This is a genomic window from Kerstersia similis (assembly GCF_965139615.1).
GTDB lineage: Bacteria > Pseudomonadota > Gammaproteobacteria > Burkholderiales > Burkholderiaceae_B > Kerstersia > Kerstersia similis.
Genome location: NZ_CBCSIQ010000009.1, coordinates 92,485 through 108,866 on the forward strand (window position 1 = coordinate 92,485; position 16,382 = coordinate 108,866).

Here is a 16,382-nt window from a genome sequence, read left to right on the forward strand (position 1 = left end):
CAGTCGGCAAGCAGGAAAATTCAGGCGATGCAGGGCATGCGTGGGGTGATCACTGCCGCAAGATCCGCGTCAATGCTGGGTGGCAGGGTCCGGCGGAAGGGGCGAGTGCCATTTTTTCGATGTCGGGCAGCTGGCCAGCCGGGTGGAACAACAAATGTCAACGACCGGAGCGGCGCGAGCGGCCGGTCTGCCCTGGCCGTCTGGCCGGCCAGGGGGCGCATGGCAGGGGCTCAGTGCGCGTGGGAGTGCCCATGGCCGCAGTCAGCCTGTTTGCCAGCGAGCTGGCAGGCGGGGCAAAGTGCCCGGATTTCGATTTCATGGGTGCTCAGCGCGTAGCCGGTATGCGCCACGCGCTGCGCCAGCGCACGCGTCATGTCGGGGTCGCTGAGCTCGGCCACGTTGCCGCAGGCGGTGCACACGACGAGAATGTCGTGCGGTGTACCGCCGGCATCCTGGCAGGCGGCCCAGGCGTTGACGGCGTCCAGGCGGTGGATCAGGCCTTCTTCCATCAGGAAGTCCAGCGCGCGATACACCGTAGGCGGCGCAGCGCCGGGATGGCTGGCGCGCATGGCATCCAGCAGTTCATAAGCCTTCAGGCTGCGGTCATGGCGCAGCAGAAGCTCCAGGACTTTGCGGCGGATAGGCGTCAGGCGGCGTCCCCGGCTGAGGCACAGGGATTCGGCGACGGCCAGCCTTTCGGCTACCGGGTCCGCCTGGGGCGGGCGAGGTGCTTGGGACATTCTGGGCCTGTTCACGCTAAACGGCGCTGCGGCAGGCCGCGACGCCAGAGGTAAGGGAAGTGCCGCGCCGGGAGGCCCGTCGCGGCAGAAGTCATAACGCTATTCTAACCATACTCGGGGAGGGCAAGTCGTGCAGGGCTGTCAGGCATGAAATGTTATGATATAACCCTACTAATGATATATCGTGACAATCCCATGCCTGCTGCGACATCACCCCGTTCCGCCAGCGAAGCCAGCCCTGCCGCCATGAGCGCGGCGCATGCCTGCCAGCATGCGCCGGCGCGCCGCGAGCCGCAGGGCCTGGCGCCGCGAGCCTGGCTGGATGCCTCGGCAGGCGCACGCCTGCTGCTGGTAGTGGGCGTGGCGGTGGCCGGCGCCTTGATGGTGGCCTGGGCGACATTGCCATGAGCCGCTTGTCCGTGGCGCAGCCCTTGCCGGCTGCCATCAGCCTGCGCGGCCTGTGCGTGGGTTGGCGTGAACGCATTGTGTTGCATGACCTCAACGGCGAGGTTCGCCATGGCAGTCTGACAGCCATTGTCGGTGCCAATGGCAGCGGCAAATCCACACTGTTGCGCACCATGATGGAACAGTTGCCGCCATGCGGCGGCACGGTGTCCTGGGCAGATTGGGCGCGCCAGGCACGTGCCTGGCTGCCGCAGGCCTGTGCGATCGACCGTTCCATGCCGGTACGCGTCATCGACCTGGTGGCGCTGGGCGCATGGCGCCGGGTCGGGCCGTGGGGGCGCCTCTCGCGCAGCGAATGGGAGCGCGCCCATGCCGCGCTGGAGGCAGCGGGGCTGGGGTTCTGCGCCAACCGGCCATTGCGGCAATTGTCCGGCGGGCAAATGCAGCGCGTGCTGTTTGCCAGGCTCATCATGCAGGATGCGCAGGTGCTGCTGCTGGATGAACCTTTTGCTGCTGTTGATGGTGAAACGATTGAAGACCTGATGCAGCTGCTGCATGGCTGGCATGAGGAAGGCCGGACGATCATCGCCGTGTTGCACGACCTGGAGCTGGTGCGCCAGCATTTCCCCGACACGCTGTTGCTGGGGGCGGGCGGCATGTTGGCCTGGGGCGCGTCGCGCGAGGTCTTGAGCGCTGCCAATCTGCAGCGGGCACGCCAGTCGGGCCAGGGGGAATGGTTGTGACGTTTTATGATTTTCTGCTGGCGCCCTTCGTGGATTTCGGTTTCATGCGCCGTGCGCTGACAGGCACTGTGCTGCTGGCGCTGGCAGCCGCGCCGCTGGGGGTGTTCCTGATCCTGCGCCGGATGAGCCTGATGGGCGATGCCATGTCGCATGCCTTGCTGCCGGGAGTGGCCGTGGGCTTTCTGGTGGCCGGCCTGTCCTGGCCGGCCATGTTGGCGGGTGGTCTGGTGACGGGGCTGCTGGTGGCATTGCTGTCCGGCATCGTTTCGCGGCTGACGCCGCTGCGCGAGGACGCCAGCATGGCGGCCTTCTATCTGATTTCCCTGAGCCTGGGCGTGTTGCTGGTGTCGCTCAAGGGAACCAGTGTCGATCTGATGCATGTGCTGTTCGGCACGGTGCTGGGCCTGGACAATGCCGCGCTGTACCTGGTCAGCGGCAGCACGGCCATGACCCTGCTGGCGCTGGCGCTGTTCTACCGCATCTGGGTGGCCGAATGTCTGGACAGCGAATTTGTCCGCACCGAGTACGGCAAGGGCGGTCTGGCGCACATGGTATTCCTGGGACTGGTGGTGTTGAACCTGGTTTCCGGCTTTCAGGTGCTGGGGACGCTCATGGCTGTCGGTCTGATGATGCTGCCGGCCGCTGCTGCCCGGTTCTGGGCTGAATTCATCGACGGCCAGATCGCATTGGCTGCCGTTATCGGGGTGGCTGCCGGCTTGATCGGCCTGCTTTGGTCCTTTCATTGGGATATCCCGTCCTCGCCCGCGATCATCTTGTCCGCCGGCGTGATCTACCTGTTTTCCCTGCTGTGCGGCCCCCGTGACGGGTTGCTGCGCGGCCTTTTCCGGACTGAAACGCAAGGAGATAAGTGATGAGTGCAGGGATGCTGTCGGCAGGTGGGCGCGTGCGGCGCGGCTGGGCGCGCTTGGGCGCATTGGTGGCCGTGATGGCGGCCTGCGGGGCCGGTGCCGCGCAGGCTGAGCCGTTGAAGGTGGTGGCGAGTTTTTCCATTCTGGCCGATATGGTCAATGAAGTGGGGGGCGACCAGGTGCAGACCGTGGCCCTGATCGGGCCGAACCAGGATGCGCACAGTTTCGAGCCCCGCCCGGGCGATGCGCGCAAGCTGGGCGAGGCCCAACTGCTGGTCGTCAACGGCCTGGAGTTCGAAACCTGGCTGCCAGGGCTGGTCAAGGCCTCCGGTTTCAAGGGGCAAACGGCCGTGGCAAGCGCCGGCGTCAAGGCGCTGCGCAACGCGGAAGAAGATCATGACCACGATGATGGCCATGACCACGATGAGGCGGGCCATGACGAGCACGGCCATGATGACCATGGCCATGGCAAAGAGGCCCATGGTCATGCGGAAGAGGCTCACGGCCACCATCACCATGGCGAGTTCGATCCGCATGCCTGGCAGGATCCCAGGAACGGCATCCTGTATGCGCGCAATATCGAGCGCGCGCTGATCGCCGCCGACCCGGAACACGCCGAGGGCTACCGCCAGCGCGCCAATGATTATGTCGCCCGCCTGCAGGCGCTGGATGGCCGCTTGCGCGCATCGTTCGGTGCCTTGCCGCAGGATCACCGCAAGGTAGTGGTGGCGCATGCTGCGCTGGACTATTTTGGCCAGGCCTATGGGCTGGTTTTCCTGCCGGTGGCGGGGCAATCCACGGCGGCCGAGCCTTCGGCCGCAGAGATGGCACGCCTTATCAAGCAGATCCGCGACGAGCATATCAATGCCGTATTCATCGAAAATGTGTCACGCTCCAGGTTGGCTGACCAGATTGCCCGGGAAACTGGCGCGAAGGTCGGTGGTCTTCTCTTTACCGACGCGCTGGCGGCATCCGGGCAGCGCGGTTCGACCTACCTGGATATGATGGAATGGAACGCGCAACAGCTTCTCGATGCATTGAATCCCCAGCCTTGAGCCGCCTGGCCGGCGCGGGCGCCAGAGCTTGCCCGGCCGATGCCGGGCCGGCAGGCCGGCCTTCCTGGTGGCTGGCCAGCGTGGTGCGCCGCGAGCCCTGGGCGCGGTTGGCCGGCATGCTGGCCGTGGTGCTTGCCGGCCTGATCCCGCTGGCGGCGCAGGCGCATCCGCATATGTGGATAGATGCCAGCGCGGAGTTTGAATTCGATGATGCCGGGCATCTGGCCGCCGTGCGCCAGACCTGGCTGTTCGATGAAATGTTCACGGCCTATGCACTGCTGGGCCTGGAGAAGGCAAAGGACGGCAGCTATTCCCAGGCCACGCTGGCGCCACTGGCGCAGGAGTGGATGGAGGCGCTGGCCGTGCCGCAGACCCATTTTTTCTCTGGGGTCAGGCGTGGCGGTGGAGACTCGCCACGTTTGCCGTTTGGGGCATGGCGCGACGCCAGCATGGCCTGGCATGGCGATTCCGGCCGTATCTCCATGACCTTCGATCTGCCATTGAAACAGCCCGCCGCAGCCGGTGGCCAGCCCTTGCGCCTGGATGTTTTCGACCCGACCTATTACGTGGCCTACGATTTCAGTGCGCCCGGCGCCGTAACCTTGAAAAATGCGCCCGCCGGCTGCACCCATACCTATCATCCGCCAAACGAACTGGACTGGCAGACAGCCGCCAAACTGGCCGAGTTGCCGGCTGATATCGAAACGCTGCCGGAAGAGCTGTTCCTCATCACCCGCAGCCTGTCTCACCGTATTGAATTGAGCTGCCCGTAAAAGGTATTTCCCGTCATGCTTACGCGTCCCCGTTCCCGTTTTTCTCTATGGCACGTGGCGCCGGCAGCTCAGGTTTGCCCGCCGCGCTCCTGGACAGGGAGCCTGCCTGCGTGCCTGGCTGTTGTGGTTTTGCTGCTGGCATGCGGCTGGGCCTCAGGCGCCTGGGCGCAGGGCATGTCGCACCCCTTCGGCGTGCCGGAGGCCAGTGCGGGCGGGAGGGCCTACAGCCAGGGCTGGATGGCGCAGATATCGGCCTGGCAAAGCGGTTTTTACCGGCAGCTGACGGGCGCGGTGCGTACCTGGCGCGATGGTGGCGGCGCCTGGCTGCTGGTCTGGCTGTCCTTCGCCTACGGCGTGTTTCATGCGTTGGGGCCGGGGCATGGCAAGGCCGTCATCACCGCCTATGTGCTGGCTAATCGCCAGACCGTGCGCAATGGCGCGATATTGTCCCTGGTGTCGGCCATGGTGCAGGCGCTGGTGGCGGTGGTGCTGGTAGGCCTGGCCGTGAGCGTGCTGCAATGGGGCGGCGCCACGCTGACGCAGGCGACCTGGTGGCTGGAGCTGGCCTCCTTCGGTTGCGTGGCACTGCTGGGCGCCTGGCTGGTCTGGAAGCATGCGGTACATCCGGCCTGGCGCTGGTGGCAGGGACGCACGGCGCGTGCTCGCGGACAGAGGGCGCACTCGGTACCTGGACAGGATTCTGTCCCGGCGCATGGGCATGCCCATGCGCCTCATGGATCGGACGGTCATGCCGCCCTGGCGCAGGGGCATGGACATCATCATGACCTTCATCGCGATCATGTCCACGATCATTCCCACGCACAGGCCCAGCTTGCCCACGATGGCGGCGCCGCGAGCGCGCAAACGGTCACCGCCGCGCGCACAGCGTTGCAGGCACATACGCACATAGAGGCGCACACACATGCCCATGTCCACGAGCACGACGGCCATGTGCATGACGGCAGCTGCGGCTGCGGCCATGTGCATATTCCGCCAGCGAGCAGCGTGGCGGGCGAGCTGAACTGGCGCCAGGCCTGGTCGGCTTTGCTGGCCGTGGGCTTGCGGCCTTGCTCGGGCGCCATCATCGTGCTGGTGTTCGCCTATTCGCAGGGCATGTTCATGGCGGGCGTCTGGTCGGCCCTGGCCATGGGCGTGGGCACCGGCCTGACGGTGGCTGCGATGGCGGTGGCCGCGCTGGTGGCAGGCAATCTGGCCACGCGCCTGGTGGGGGGCGAGGGGCGCTGGGGCGCCATCCTGTACGGCTGGATACAGGCCCTGGCCGCATGCGCGGTACTGGTCCTGGGCGTACTGTTGTTTGGTGGCGCCTGGATGAGCGCCGCGCCCCTTGGCGGATAAATCCAGGGGGTGTGGGGCAAGGGAATCGGGCCGAAATGTTGGGCGGCAGATATCCCCTGGATACGCACGGTATGCGGCAGCCCGCCGGGGCGCCGCATATCGGATGCCGGGCTCAGCCCAGGGCGGGGCTACGGCGCTGCGTGTAGCCGCTGGCCTGTTCGTAGGCGTGGCCCAGTTGCAGGACGGCCAGATCCGCATGTGCCGGCCCCATCACTTGCAGGCCCATGGGCAGACCGTTGGGCCCGAAGCCTGCCGGCACGTTGAGTACCGGCAGCCCGCCCAGGGAGCCGCCGATCACGACTTCCATCCAGCGGTGATAGGTGTCCATGTCGCGGCCGCCAACCTGCTTGGGCCAATGCTGCTTGGCATCGAAAGGGAAAATCTGCGCCGAGGGCAGCACCAGGTAATCGTAGTCCTGGAACAGCGTATCGAGCGCCTTGTACCAGGCCGTGCGGTTCGCAGCGGCTGCCTGGACATCCATGGCGCTCAGCTTGAGCCCGTTTTCGATTTCCCAGATGGCTTCCGGCTTGAACAGGGCGCGCTTGGCCGGATCCTTGTAGAACCCGCCCAGGCCGCCGGCGATGGTGCTGCTGCGCAGCGCCAGCCAGGTCTTCCAGAGCGAGTCCATGTCGAAGTCCGGCTGCACGGCTTCCACCTTGCAGCCCAGGGTGCGGAAGTTTTCCAGCGCGCCGACGCAGGTGTCCATGACGCCGGGGTCCATGGGCAGATAGCCATTGAAGTCACCCAGCCAGCCGATGCGCATGCCCTTGACGTCACGTTGCAGCGGTTGGGCGAACTGCGCCGGGTCTTCCTTGATGGACAGCGGCGCACGGCGGTCAAATCCGGCCTGAACGGAAAGCAGCATGGCCAGGTCGGAGACATTGCGGCCCATGGGGCCTTCATAGCCGAGCTGCTGCATGAACACATCGCTGGTCGGGCCGAAAGGCACGCGGCCGAAGGACGGGCGGAAGCCGAAGATATTGTTCCAGGCCGCCGGGTTGCGCAGCGAACCCATCATGTCGCTGCCATCCGCGACGGGCAGCATGTCCAGGGCCAGAGCCACCGCAGCGCCGCCGCTGGAGCCGCCTGCGCTGCGGGTGGGGTCGAAGGCGTTCACGGTGGTGCCGAACACCGGGTTGTAGGTGTGCGAACCCAGGCCGAATTCCGGCGTGTTGGTTTTGCCGATCAGGATGGCGCCGGCCTTGCGGGCACGCTCGACGATGATGGCGTCGTGCTTGGGCACGTATTCCTTGAAGAGCGGCGAACCGTTGGTGGTCAGGATGCCTGCCGTGGCGGCGAGGTCTTTGGGTGCTTGCGGGAAACCGTGCATCCAGCCCAGGCGGGTGCCGTCGCGGCGGGCGGCGACAGCCTGGCGGTCGGCCTCGGTGGCGGCGGCCAGCAGCTGTTCGCGCGGTTGCAGCGAGACGATGGCGTTGTAGGTGGGGTTCAGACGGTCGATCTGATCCAGGTATGCCCCCATGACTTCCACGCAGGAGACCTGGCCGCCGTGAATGGCTTTGGACAGCTCGGTCGCACTCCAGCCGGTAATGGCACCCTCGGGCCGTGCCGGGGCGGCAGCGGCAAACACGGCAGGGCTGGCGCTGCTGGCCAGTGCGGCGGCGCCCAGGGTCTTGAGGAAGTGGCGGCGGCCGTCCTGTGCGGCGGCCTGGCTATCCGTAATGAGGTGGCTCATGAAGTCTCTCCTGTTGTTGCCTGGTACGGCATCTCGTTATTGTTCTGCTGGAACGAAGCGTAAAAAACCGGGGTGGCAGTGCTTGAACGTACAAGAAGCCGCAATACTGCCGGAACTGCTATTAGGAGGCAGAAGGGTCGGTCTTGAATAGGAAATGCCTGCCAGATTTTTGTATGGGCCTGTCAGGCAATGTCTGTGTCAGGGGTGGGGCCCGGTCTGCCGTGGCAGGCCGGGCTGCTGGTTCAGGTGTCCAGGGACGCGTTGGCCAGTTTGGCGTAGCGTTGTGGACGGTAGCGGCGCAGCCAGAGTGCAACCAGGATGCCGTAGGCGGCCACCAGAACCAGGCCGATCGGGATGGCGGTATTGAGAAACTCAATGCCGCCGGTCAGCAGTTCCATGTGTGTGGCGATCAGGAATACGCCGGTGCTCATGGCGCTCAGGCTCAGCAACGGCGCGACCAGGCGCTGCCAGATGTTGGTATGGCGTTTGTCGCGCTGAAAGAAGCAGATCACTGCCAGCGAGGTCAGCACCTGCACGCTCAGGATACCCAGCGCCGCCGGTGCGCTGCCCAGGGGCAGAACGCCTGTCATCGGGTCGATGCTGGCCAGGCCGAAGGCAGCCAGCAGGATGATGTTGATGATGGCCAGCACGAAACTGGCGACATGCGGCGTTTTGTGGCGCGGATGCAGCCGGGCGAAGAACGGCAGGAAAACCTGTTCACGGCCCAGCGCGTAAAGATAGCGTGACAGGGTGTTCTGCAGGCTGAGGACGATGGAAAACAGACTGGTGATCAACAGGGCGTTCATCAGCAGCGACAGCCAGTGCCCGGCGACGCGCGCAGCCGTGTCGAACCACATGGTACCGGGGTTCTGTTCCGCAATCGCCACGGCCTGGCTGGGCCCGTAGCTGACGATCAGCAGCCAGGACGACAACACCAGCAAAGCCGTGATCAGAATGACGGAAATATAGGTGGCGCGTGGAATGGTACGGGCCGGATCGCGTGCCTCTTCGGCATAGATGGCGGTGGTCTCGATACCGATGAATGAACTGGCGACGAAGGCGAAAACGGCGCCTACGCCGGGAGACAGGAATGCCTCGACGGTAAAGGAGGCGGTGCTGAACGATTCCGGGCCGCCGCCATCGCCGATGACTGCCAGGTCAAAGATGATCAGGGTAAGGACTTCAACGCTCATCAGAATGCCCAGCGTTTTGCCATTAAGGGCGACGTTGCGCGAACTGAGGGGCTGGACGATGCAGGCGATGACGATACTGGCCACCCACCAGGCGACCTGGATGCCGACTTCTTCAAGTGCCAGCGACAGGAAAAATCCGATCATGCCATAGCAGGACATTTGCAGGCCGCCATAGGCCACAATGGCCAGGAACGCCGCGGCCGTCCCCATGGGGCGGCCCAGTCCGGTGGAAATATAGGCGTAGAACGCGCCGGTATTGTGGATGTAGCGGCTCATGGCGACGAAGCCGACACAGAACAGCAGATAGACGATACCGGCCACCAGGTAGGAGCTGGGCAGGCCGATGCCGTTGCCCAGCAGGATGGCCGTGGGCGCCACGCCGACCAGGCCGGTCAGCGGGCCGTTGGTGGCCAGAACGAAGAACACCAGGCTCCACAGGCCGATGGCATTGCGATTCAGGCCGGTAGCCTGTCCGGTTTCTTGGTTTTGCATATTGTTTTGTCTCCGGGCCCTGGGGTGACGTCGGGGCTGCCCGTTGGCTGTCCTGGCCAGGGGCATATTGTTTTCCTGTCGGACGCCATGGGCGTCCTGGCGGATGCACCGGCCTGCAGGCCGATACATCCGCTGGTCGCGCGGATTAGTTGAACGACAGGTAGTGCTTGGTGTAGCCGTCGCTCAGCACTTCCCAAACGGTGGAGGTGCCCTTGGTGACGAACCAGGTGTCGCCAGCACGGTACAGCTTGCTTTCGCCGGTCGATTCGTCCGTGATGCGGACTTCGCCTTGCAGGATGGTGGCCTGTTCATTGAAGGGATAGACCAGGCGGTATTTGCCCTTGCTGGTACCGAAGTAGCCGGCGCTGATGGCGTCGGTCGGGGCGCCATGGGTCATCTTGCCGTAGGCTTGGACGTCGCTGCCGTCAAGGATTTCGCCGCCGATGCCGGTCAGGCTGCCCCAGGCGTCCAGTTGCTTGATGGTGATGTCTTGTTGAATGGGGGTCAGTGCCATGGTGGTGTTTCCTTATGGATTGAATGGCTGAAAAGGGTGGGGGAAGATCAGCGGCGTCCTTGCCAGAAACCGGCGGTCTGGTGCGCGATCTTGCCCAGGGTGCACAGCAGGGCGCGCGAACGGTCCTTGCCGTGGATGGAGGGGCGGCTGATGGCGCTGACCAGCTTGTAGCGCTCGGAGCCGCCAAGAATGCCTTCGGCCAGGATCTTGCAAATGATCTGGCTGGGCGTGACGCCGAAGCCTGAGTAGCCCTGGACGAAAAAGACGTTGTCATGGCCAGGCAGATTGCCGATCTGCGGGAATAGATTGCGTGAAGTGGCCATGGGGCCGCCCCAGGCCAGGTCAATGCGGACGTCTTTCATGTAGGGGAACACTTCCAGCATCAGCTGGCGGTTCCAGGCTTTCAGGTCATTCGGGATGTAGTCGAAATAGGAGGTCGCCGCGCCGAACAGCATGCGGTTTTCAGCCGTGACGCGGTAGTAGTTGATGATCGGGCGGATATCGCTGTAGGCGCCACGGATCGGGCTGATGCGCTCGATCATGGCATCGGACAGCGGCTCGGTCATCAGCTGGAAGGCATAGGTATTGATGGTGCTGCGGTGCAGCTCCGGCTCCAGGCGGTTGATGAAGCCGTCGCAGGCCCAGACCAGACGCTTGGCGCGCACGCGGCCCTTGGCGGTGCGCAGCTCGACATGGCCGCCGTAAGTGACTTCCACGACCGGGCTGTGCTCGAAGATGCGCACGCCGTAGATCTCGGTCACTGCCTTGGCCTCGCCCAGCAGCAGGTTGAGCGAATGCACGTGGCCACCGCCGCGGTGCAGCAGGCCGGCCTGATAAACGTCGGTGCCGATGATCTGCTGGACGTCCTTGCCTTCGACATAGCGGATTTCGTAGGGCGAGCCCAGCGACTTGAATTCTTTCTCCCAGGCGCGCAGCGTCTTGGCCTGGCGGCCGTTGTAGGCCATGTAGCCGTAGCCGCTGTGGAAGTCGGCGTCGATGTTGTACTTGGCGATGCGGTCGCGCATGATCTGCGGGCCGATGTCGCTCAGCGCGAAAATGGCCTGCACGCCTTCGTCGCCGACATCCTTGCGCAGCTTGCCGAGGTCGTGGCCGATGCCGGCCATGACCTGGCCGCCATTACGGCCGGAGCCACCAAAGCCCAGGTAGCGGGCTTCGAGCACCACGATGTTTTCGACGCCGTTTTCGGACAGTTCCAGCGCGGTGTGGATACCGGAAAAGCCGCCGCCGATGATGGCGACGTCCGCCTCGATGACTTCCTCCAGCGAGGGGAAGCTCAATTCATATTTTTTGGTGGCGGTATAGTAGGTTGCGGTTTCGTCGATATGCATGGCCAGTCCTTGCGCAATTTCTTGTCGGGAAAACCGGCAGGCGTGGTGTAAAAGACACAGGAGGCCGGTTTTCAGTCCGGGTTCCGGCCGATGCTGCGTGAAATGGGCAGACCTGAGGCAGGATTCCGGAAAATTCGTTAACTTGTTTATTAACTCGCAAATCCACCCTGTTGATCTGGTACGTGCTTGCCAACATTTGCCTGTCCGCGCCGACGCGTATTCAGGTAAACCCTAATCGTTGCTTTCGAGGCTTTGGCACAGAATTTGCTGATGTCTGCTGATTCACAGTGTTGTTGTGCCCAGGCCGAATCGGCTGTTCGTGCATGAATGCAAAGGTGCCGTGCTATGGAAATGATCCCCGTTGCCTATGATCTGAAGCGCTGGAACGAGTTGTTGCGGCAGGCTTGCGGCCAGTTTGAGGCCAGCCTGTCGGAAGAGCAGGGCATCTTCATCGGCAGCATTCAGCAACAGGATATCGACGGTCTGGGCCTGACCCGGATCCGCACCAATGCGGGCCGTATCGTGTGCCGCCAGATGGCGGTGGCCCAGGATTCCGTCGATGACAGCCATTGCTTCCTGGTCGTGCAGCGCCAGGGCAGTTCCTTGTTGCGCCAGAAGGGGTTGACGATGGAGCTGCTGCCGGGCGATATGGTACTCATGGATGCCGTGCAGGGGTGTGAAATCGTGCCCAAAGGGCTGATGGAGCATGCCTCCGTGCACCTGGATCGCGGCAAGGTGGCGCGCTTGCTGCCAGAAAAACTCAATCAGCTGTGCCGCATTGGCCGCTTCAGTTCCAGCAGCCGGCTGGCGCGCATCCTGGTCGAGCAGATCTGCGCCGGCGATATCGGCGACTGCGCCGTGGAAGGCGATGGCGCGGCCATGCAGGAAGCGTTGTTGTCATTGCTGGCGCAATCGTTGCGGCAAGGTGAAGGGCTGACGGCAGGCGACTGGACGGATGCGCTGCCTGCGGGCGATGCGGGGATGCCGGGCGGGCAGCGGGCGCGGGCGGGAGGCAGCCTGCTGGCCATGGCGCGCAGCCTGATCGAGCAGTCCTTGGCGGATCCGCTGCTGTCGCCGCTGCGGATTGCGGATCGCATGGGTGTCTCCGTGCGGCAGCTGTACCGGCTGTTCGAGGAAACCGGCGATAGCGTATGCCGCTATATCCAGCGTGCCCGTTTACAGCAGGCAGCGGTCGAGTTGCGCAGCGTGCTGACGGATACACGCTCCATCACGGATATTGCCTTTGCTTGCGGCTTCAATGACGCGGCGCATTTCAGCCGGGCCTTTCGCAAGCAGTTCGGCATGTCGCCACGCGAGTACCGGCTGGGCGTACAGTAGGCGGCTGGCGCCCGGTGCAGGCGCCACAGGCGCGGTCCGGGCCAGGGCGGGCCTGAACCGGGGCAGGCCTCAGGTGTCGCGGCGGCGCGCGCGCGGGTGCGCCTGGTCATAGACTTTCGCCAGGTGCTGGAAATCCAGGCGGGTATAAATCTGCGTCGTCGAGATATTGGCGTGGCCCAGCATTTCCTGCACTGCCCGCAGGTCCTGCGCGGATTGCAGGACATGGCTGGCGAAACTGTGGCGCAGCATATGCGGGTGCAGATGCGTAGGCAGCCCGGCCGTGATGGCGAGCTGGGCCAGCTGTTTCTGGATCATTCGTGGTGCAATGCGGTGCCCGCGCGTGCCCAGAAACAGTGCATGGCGATCGTTGGCCGGTGCCTGGGGCGGCACCAGGGCAGGCCGTGCCGCGATCCAGGCTTGCAGAGCCTGATGCGCATGCGAGCCTATCGGTACGATGCGGCGCTTGCCGCCTTTGCCCAGCAGATGGGCTTCATTTTCATGCAGGTCTATCCAGGCCTGCGAACGATAGCCGCCGTCGTCGATATACCGGAGATCCAGCGCCACCAGTTCAGACAGGCGCAGGCCGCTGGAATAGAACAATTCTGCCATGGCGTGATCACGCGTTGCTACCGTGTCATGGCCGGCCCTGGCGGCGGCATGGTTCATCAGGCCTTGTGCCTGTTCCACCGACAAGGCCTTGGGCAAGCCGCGCGGCGCTTTCGGTGGCCTCAGATCGGCAGTCGGGTTGCCCGGCATCCCTGATTGCGGCGCCCACCAGCGGTAGAAGCCGCGCCAGGCCGCCAGCATGCGCGCCAGCGCGCGTGCCTGCATGCCCTGGCCATGCAGGCGGGCCAGATACTGGCGCAGGTGGCCATTGGCAGCCTGTTCCGGGGCCATGCCGCCCAGGCAGGCGGCCAGCCTTATCAGGTCGGTGCGATAAGCCGCAAGCGTGGGGGGCGCATAGCGGCGCTGATGTTCCAGGTACTCCAGCCATTGCTGCATGGGGGCGGGCAATGGCTGGGCAGCGAGTGCTGCCTTTGCGACGGGAGCCGCAGATTCAGTCATGCGAAACCGGCGCGGTGGTGATGGCAGCGGGTGCCGCAGCGTCTGCCCCGGCTGCATCGCGCTGCACGGCGTCCAGGCGGGTGAGCATGGCACCGGCCAATTGAGCGATGCGCTCCAGGAAGAGCGTATCCATATTGGGCAGGTAACGGTCGCGGCTGCTGTCAGCCAGGATCAGCAGGCCTGTGGTGAGCGCAGCTTCTTCCGTGCTGCCGTCATCCTGTTGTTGCAGTGCGTGCAGCGGTACGACAGCCAGCGAGCCTGCGGGCGAAGCCGTGTCGCCTGTCAGGGTGGCCAGCAGCGGAGCCAGGGCCTGGTTGGCGGTACTGGTCGCGCAGCAGGTCGGGCGGGATTGGGCGGCGGTGTACTGGCGCAGGGGCTGCAGCCATTCCTCGTTCAGCGGGGAGGCGTGGATCGTGCTGACGCCTCCGGGCCCGGCCACGACATGCAGTGCCGGTTGCCAGGCCAGCAAGGTGACGCTTTGCAGGTTGAATTCACGCACCAGGCCCTGAGCGAAACGTGGCCCCAGCTGCCGGGCGTCGGGTTCCGCCAGCAGGCCGGCCAGCCAGGCATGCAGCTGGGCGCTGATGTGCTCGTTGCGCGCTGCCTGGTGGCGCAGTTCGTTCAGGGCGAGTTCCAGCGTCTGCACCCGTTCGCGCAGGATCAGGTTCTGGCGTTCACCCAGCGGGATGACATGCGGCAATCGCGGGTGCGGCACCGTGACCGTGCTGAAAATGTCAGCATGTTCGGCCAGAAAACCTGGGTTGCGCTCCAGAAAACGGGCGACTTCGGCAGCGTGCAGGGAGTCTGAGGACATGGCGTCTGGCATTCCTGAAAAGGGACCTGGGTCAGAAATGGATGGGCCGTTGCTGGCTGACCAGCCGGTCGATGTCGATTTCACCATGATAGACCGTCACGGCCGGTCCGGTCATGCGCAATTGCTGACCGTCCCAGGCGATGGTCAGCGTTCCGCCGCGCGTCTGAACGTGTACCGGGGAGACCAGATCGCCCTGACGGATGCCGGTGACGGCTGCGGCGCAGGCGCCGGAGCCGCAGGCCAGGGTTTCACCCGCTCCGCGCTCATAGACTCGCAGCCGGGCGTCGTGGGGGCCCAGTACCTGAAGGAAGCCGACATTCACCCGCCGGGCGAAGCGCGGGTGGCTCTCCAGCAGCGGGCCGAGCTGTGCGACGGGGGCACTTTCGACATCATCCACGCGCAGGACGGTATGAGGATTGGACACGCTGACGACTGACAGCCAGGGACGCTGCCAGTCATCGGGCAGCCCCTGGGTGCCGGATACAGGCAATTGCCATTGCGTATCCGCGCCTTGCTGGCGCGATGCCAGGCCGCTGGCATCGAAGGGCAGGCTGCCGGGCAGAAACGAGGTGACGCCCATGTTGACGGTGACTTCGCCATCGGCGTCTTCTTCCAGCAGGATGACGCCGGTGCTGATTTCCGCACGCAGCGGATTGCGGGTGGACAGGCCGTGCTCATGCACATAGCGCACAAAACAGCGTGCGCCATTGCCGCAGTGCTCCACTTCGCTGCCGTCGGCATTGAAAATCCGGTATCTGAAGTCGGCGTCGGCACGGCTGGCGGGCTCGACCACCAGCACCTGATCGGCGCCGATACCCATATGGCGGTTGGCCAGGGCACGGATGCGCGCCGGCGTGATGTCCAGCGTGGCGCGAACCCCGTCGAGCACGACGAAGTCGTTGCCGGCGCCATGCATCTTGCTGAACTTCCAGAGTTTGCTCATGAGTCTATCTTCCATCCGGAGCGGCCCGGGCAGGAAGCCTGCCCGCACAGTCGGTCCTCATTGTGGCATTTTCACGTTGCGAGGCGGCGTCCGGCGCCGCACATGGCTCAATAACGGCCGGCCATGCCGGGGGGCGTGGTTTTGAAACGACGATGCACCCAGTAATACTGGCTGGGACATTCGCGCACCCAGCCTTCTATCAGCTGGTTGAGGCGGGCCGAGGCGGCTTCCGGGTCGTCCGCGCCGGGGAAATCGGGCAGCGGGGGCAGGACGCGTACGGTATAGGTGCCGTCTTCCGGATGCCAGACCGACAGAATGGGCAGGACGGGCAGCGACCATTTGCCTGCAATCTGGGCGGTGGATGTCAGGGTGGCGGCGAGGTTGCCGAAAAAGGGCGCGAAGACCGAACCCCGGCTGCCGAAATCCATATCCGGCAGATAGTAGATCGGCCGCCCGTCGCGTACGTGCTTGAGCAGGGTACGGATGCCATCACGGCGGCTTACCAGCTGCACATCGTTGAAACGTGTGCGTCCTTCACGGATCAGGGCGTCGATTTCCGCATCGCTTTGGGTTGAATACATGGTGGCTGAACTGGGGACATCCATGGTCAGGCGCGAGGCCGCAGCGTCCAGGCCGATGAAATGCGGCGCCAGCAGCAGGGAGGGCTGGCCCAGGTTCAGATAATGCTGCAAGTGCTCGAAGCCTTCCACGCGAACCAGGGCGCGCACGGCAGCCGGCGTACCGAACCACAGCACACCGCGATCCAGTACGGATTGGGCCAGGGCACGGAAGTGCTGGCGCAACAGGTCTTCGCGCGCCTGGGCGGACAGTTCGGGAAAGCAGAGTTCCAGGTTGCGCCTGGCGACACGGGTGCGCGGCTTGACCAGCTTGTAGGCAAGCCAGCCCAAGGATTTGCCCAGGCGCAGACGGGTACTGGGGCGCATCTGCCCGAACCAGGAAAAAAGGCGGCGCAGGAGGCGGGTTTTCAGCGAAGGACGATCCATGATGTGAAAATCGAGGGCTGTCGAGGCGGCATAGGC

At 64.5% G+C, this 16,382-nt stretch carries 16 protein-coding genes; 7 read left to right on the forward strand and 9 right to left on the reverse strand.

Going from position 1 to position 16,382, the window contains the following annotated elements:
• Nucleotides 1-230 precede the first annotated feature (230 nt).
• Nucleotides 231-740: a Fur family transcriptional regulator gene (locus ACNA1V_RS07840; protein WP_415833037.1), complete on the reverse strand. Its 510-nt coding sequence runs from the start codon at nucleotides 738-740 to the stop codon at nucleotides 231-233.
• A 174-nt stretch (nucleotides 741-914) separates the two neighbouring features.
• Between ACNA1V_RS07840 and ACNA1V_RS07845 the strand changes: the two genes are divergently transcribed.
• The 6 genes from ACNA1V_RS07845 to ACNA1V_RS07870 all read left to right on the forward strand — a co-directional run bounded on the left by ACNA1V_RS07845 (nucleotide 915) and on the right by ACNA1V_RS07870 (nucleotide 5,941).
• Nucleotides 915-1,148 carry a hypothetical protein gene (locus ACNA1V_RS07845; protein ID WP_415833038.1) on the forward strand — a complete coding sequence of 78 codons (234 nt, stop codon included), beginning with the start codon at nucleotides 915-917 and terminating at the stop codon, nucleotides 1,146-1,148.
• Nucleotides 1,145-1,888, forward strand: coding sequence for a metal ABC transporter ATP-binding protein (locus ACNA1V_RS07850; RefSeq protein WP_415833039.1), 744 nt, complete (start codon nucleotides 1,145-1,147; stop codon nucleotides 1,886-1,888). The genes ACNA1V_RS07845 and ACNA1V_RS07850 overlap by 4 nt, the downstream gene beginning before the upstream one ends.
• Nucleotides 1,879-2,760 (forward strand): metal ABC transporter permease, encoded by an 882-nt coding sequence (locus tag ACNA1V_RS07855; RefSeq protein WP_415833040.1) that lies wholly within the window; start codon nucleotides 1,879-1,881, stop codon nucleotides 2,758-2,760. The genes ACNA1V_RS07850 and ACNA1V_RS07855 overlap by 10 nt, the downstream gene beginning before the upstream one ends.
• A complete protein-coding gene (locus tag ACNA1V_RS07860) occupies nucleotides 2,760-3,812 on the forward strand; it encodes a metal ABC transporter solute-binding protein, Zn/Mn family (protein WP_415833041.1) in 1,053 nt (350 codons plus the stop codon). Before ACNA1V_RS07855 ends, ACNA1V_RS07860 begins: the two co-directional genes overlap by 1 nt.
• Nucleotides 3,809-4,585, forward strand: coding sequence for a DUF1007 family protein (locus ACNA1V_RS07865; protein ID WP_415833042.1), 777 nt, complete (start codon nucleotides 3,809-3,811; stop codon nucleotides 4,583-4,585). Before ACNA1V_RS07860 ends, ACNA1V_RS07865 begins: the two co-directional genes overlap by 4 nt.
• Nucleotides 4,586-4,759: 174 nt before the next feature.
• Entirely contained in the window at nucleotides 4,760-5,941 is a 1,182-nt protein-coding gene (locus ACNA1V_RS07870) for a HoxN/HupN/NixA family nickel/cobalt transporter (protein WP_415833043.1), read from the forward strand.
• Between the two features lie 112 nt (nucleotides 5,942-6,053).
• Here the strand turns inward: ACNA1V_RS07870 and ACNA1V_RS07875 are convergent, their stop codons facing one another.
• The 4 genes from ACNA1V_RS07875 to ACNA1V_RS07890 form a co-directional block, all read right to left on the reverse strand.
• A complete protein-coding gene (locus ACNA1V_RS07875) occupies nucleotides 6,054-7,634 on the reverse strand; it encodes an amidase (RefSeq protein WP_415833044.1) in 1,581 nt (526 codons plus the stop codon).
• 242 nt (nucleotides 7,635-7,876) lie between these two features.
• Entirely contained in the window at nucleotides 7,877-9,319 is a 1,443-nt protein-coding gene (locus tag ACNA1V_RS07880) for an APC family permease (RefSeq protein WP_415833045.1), read from the reverse strand.
• Nucleotides 9,320-9,464: 145 nt separating this feature from the next.
• Nucleotides 9,465-9,833, reverse strand: coding sequence for a cupin domain-containing protein (locus tag ACNA1V_RS07885; RefSeq protein ID WP_415833046.1), 369 nt, complete (start codon nucleotides 9,831-9,833; stop codon nucleotides 9,465-9,467).
• 47 nt (nucleotides 9,834-9,880) lie between these two features.
• Nucleotides 9,881-11,182, reverse strand: a complete 1,302-nt coding sequence (locus tag ACNA1V_RS07890; RefSeq protein ID WP_415833047.1) for an NAD(P)/FAD-dependent oxidoreductase — start codon at nucleotides 11,180-11,182, stop codon at nucleotides 9,881-9,883.
• 345 nt (nucleotides 11,183-11,527) lie between these two features.
• Between ACNA1V_RS07890 and feaR the strand changes: the two genes are divergently transcribed.
• Nucleotides 11,528-12,520: a transcriptional regulator FeaR gene (gene feaR, locus ACNA1V_RS07895; RefSeq protein ID WP_415833048.1), complete on the forward strand. Its 993-nt coding sequence runs from the start codon at nucleotides 11,528-11,530 to the stop codon at nucleotides 12,518-12,520.
• 69 nt (nucleotides 12,521-12,589) lie between these two features.
• Here feaR and xerC read toward each other — a convergent pair whose 3' ends face one another.
• The 4 genes from xerC to ACNA1V_RS07915 form a co-directional block, all read right to left on the reverse strand.
• Entirely contained in the window at nucleotides 12,590-13,585 is a 996-nt protein-coding gene (gene xerC / locus ACNA1V_RS07900) for a tyrosine recombinase XerC (RefSeq protein ID WP_415833049.1), read from the reverse strand.
• A complete protein-coding gene (locus tag ACNA1V_RS07905; RefSeq protein ID WP_415833050.1) occupies nucleotides 13,578-14,399 on the reverse strand; it encodes a DUF484 family protein in 822 nt (273 codons plus the stop codon). The genes xerC and ACNA1V_RS07905 overlap by 8 nt, the downstream gene beginning before the upstream one ends.
• 31 nt (nucleotides 14,400-14,430) lie before the next feature.
• The gene (dapF, locus tag ACNA1V_RS07910) at nucleotides 14,431-15,342 is read right to left on the reverse strand and encodes a diaminopimelate epimerase (RefSeq protein WP_415833051.1); all 912 of its coding nucleotides are present in this window, start codon (nucleotides 15,340-15,342) and stop codon (nucleotides 14,431-14,433) included.
• 107 nt (nucleotides 15,343-15,449) lie between these two features.
• Nucleotides 15,450-16,346: a lysophospholipid acyltransferase family protein gene (locus ACNA1V_RS07915; protein ID WP_415833052.1), complete on the reverse strand. Its 897-nt coding sequence runs from the start codon at nucleotides 16,344-16,346 to the stop codon at nucleotides 15,450-15,452.
• Nucleotides 16,347-16,382: the final 36 nt, after the last annotated feature.

Excerpts from the sequence above, each read along its gene's own strand:
- ACNA1V_RS07840 (WP_415833037.1), bottom strand. The coding sequence starts at position 740 with ATGTCCCAAGCACCTCGCCCGCCCCAGGCGGACCCGGTAGCCGAAAGG.
- ACNA1V_RS07845 (WP_415833038.1), top strand. The coding sequence starts at position 915 with ATGATATATCGTGACAATCCCATGCCTGCTGCGACATCACCCCGTTCC.
- ACNA1V_RS07850 (WP_415833039.1), top strand. The coding sequence starts at position 1,145 with ATGAGCCGCTTGTCCGTGGCGCAGCCCTTGCCGGCTGCCATCAGCCTG.
- ACNA1V_RS07855 (WP_415833040.1), top strand. The coding sequence starts at position 1,879 with ATGGTTGTGACGTTTTATGATTTTCTGCTGGCGCCCTTCGTGGATTTC.
- ACNA1V_RS07860 (WP_415833041.1), top strand. The coding sequence starts at position 2,760 with ATGAGTGCAGGGATGCTGTCGGCAGGTGGGCGCGTGCGGCGCGGCTGG.
- ACNA1V_RS07870 (WP_415833043.1), top strand. The coding sequence starts at position 4,760 with ATGTCGCACCCCTTCGGCGTGCCGGAGGCCAGTGCGGGCGGGAGGGCC.
- ACNA1V_RS07875 (WP_415833044.1), bottom strand. The coding sequence starts at position 7,634 with ATGAGCCACCTCATTACGGATAGCCAGGCCGCCGCACAGGACGGCCGC.
- ACNA1V_RS07880 (WP_415833045.1), bottom strand. The coding sequence starts at position 9,319 with ATGCAAAACCAAGAAACCGGACAGGCTACCGGCCTGAATCGCAATGCC.
- ACNA1V_RS07885 (WP_415833046.1), bottom strand. The coding sequence starts at position 9,833 with ATGGCACTGACCCCCATTCAACAAGACATCACCATCAAGCAACTGGAC.
- ACNA1V_RS07890 (WP_415833047.1), bottom strand. The coding sequence starts at position 11,182 with ATGCATATCGACGAAACCGCAACCTACTATACCGCCACCAAAAAATAT.
- feaR (WP_415833048.1), top strand. The coding sequence starts at position 11,528 with ATGGAAATGATCCCCGTTGCCTATGATCTGAAGCGCTGGAACGAGTTG.
- xerC (WP_415833049.1), bottom strand. The coding sequence starts at position 13,585 with ATGACTGAATCTGCGGCTCCCGTCGCAAAGGCAGCACTCGCTGCCCAG.
- ACNA1V_RS07905 (WP_415833050.1), bottom strand. The coding sequence starts at position 14,399 with ATGTCCTCAGACTCCCTGCACGCTGCCGAAGTCGCCCGTTTTCTGGAG.
- dapF (WP_415833051.1), bottom strand. The coding sequence starts at position 15,342 with ATGAGCAAACTCTGGAAGTTCAGCAAGATGCATGGCGCCGGCAACGAC.
- ACNA1V_RS07915 (WP_415833052.1), bottom strand. The coding sequence starts at position 16,346 with ATGGATCGTCCTTCGCTGAAAACCCGCCTCCTGCGCCGCCTTTTTTCC.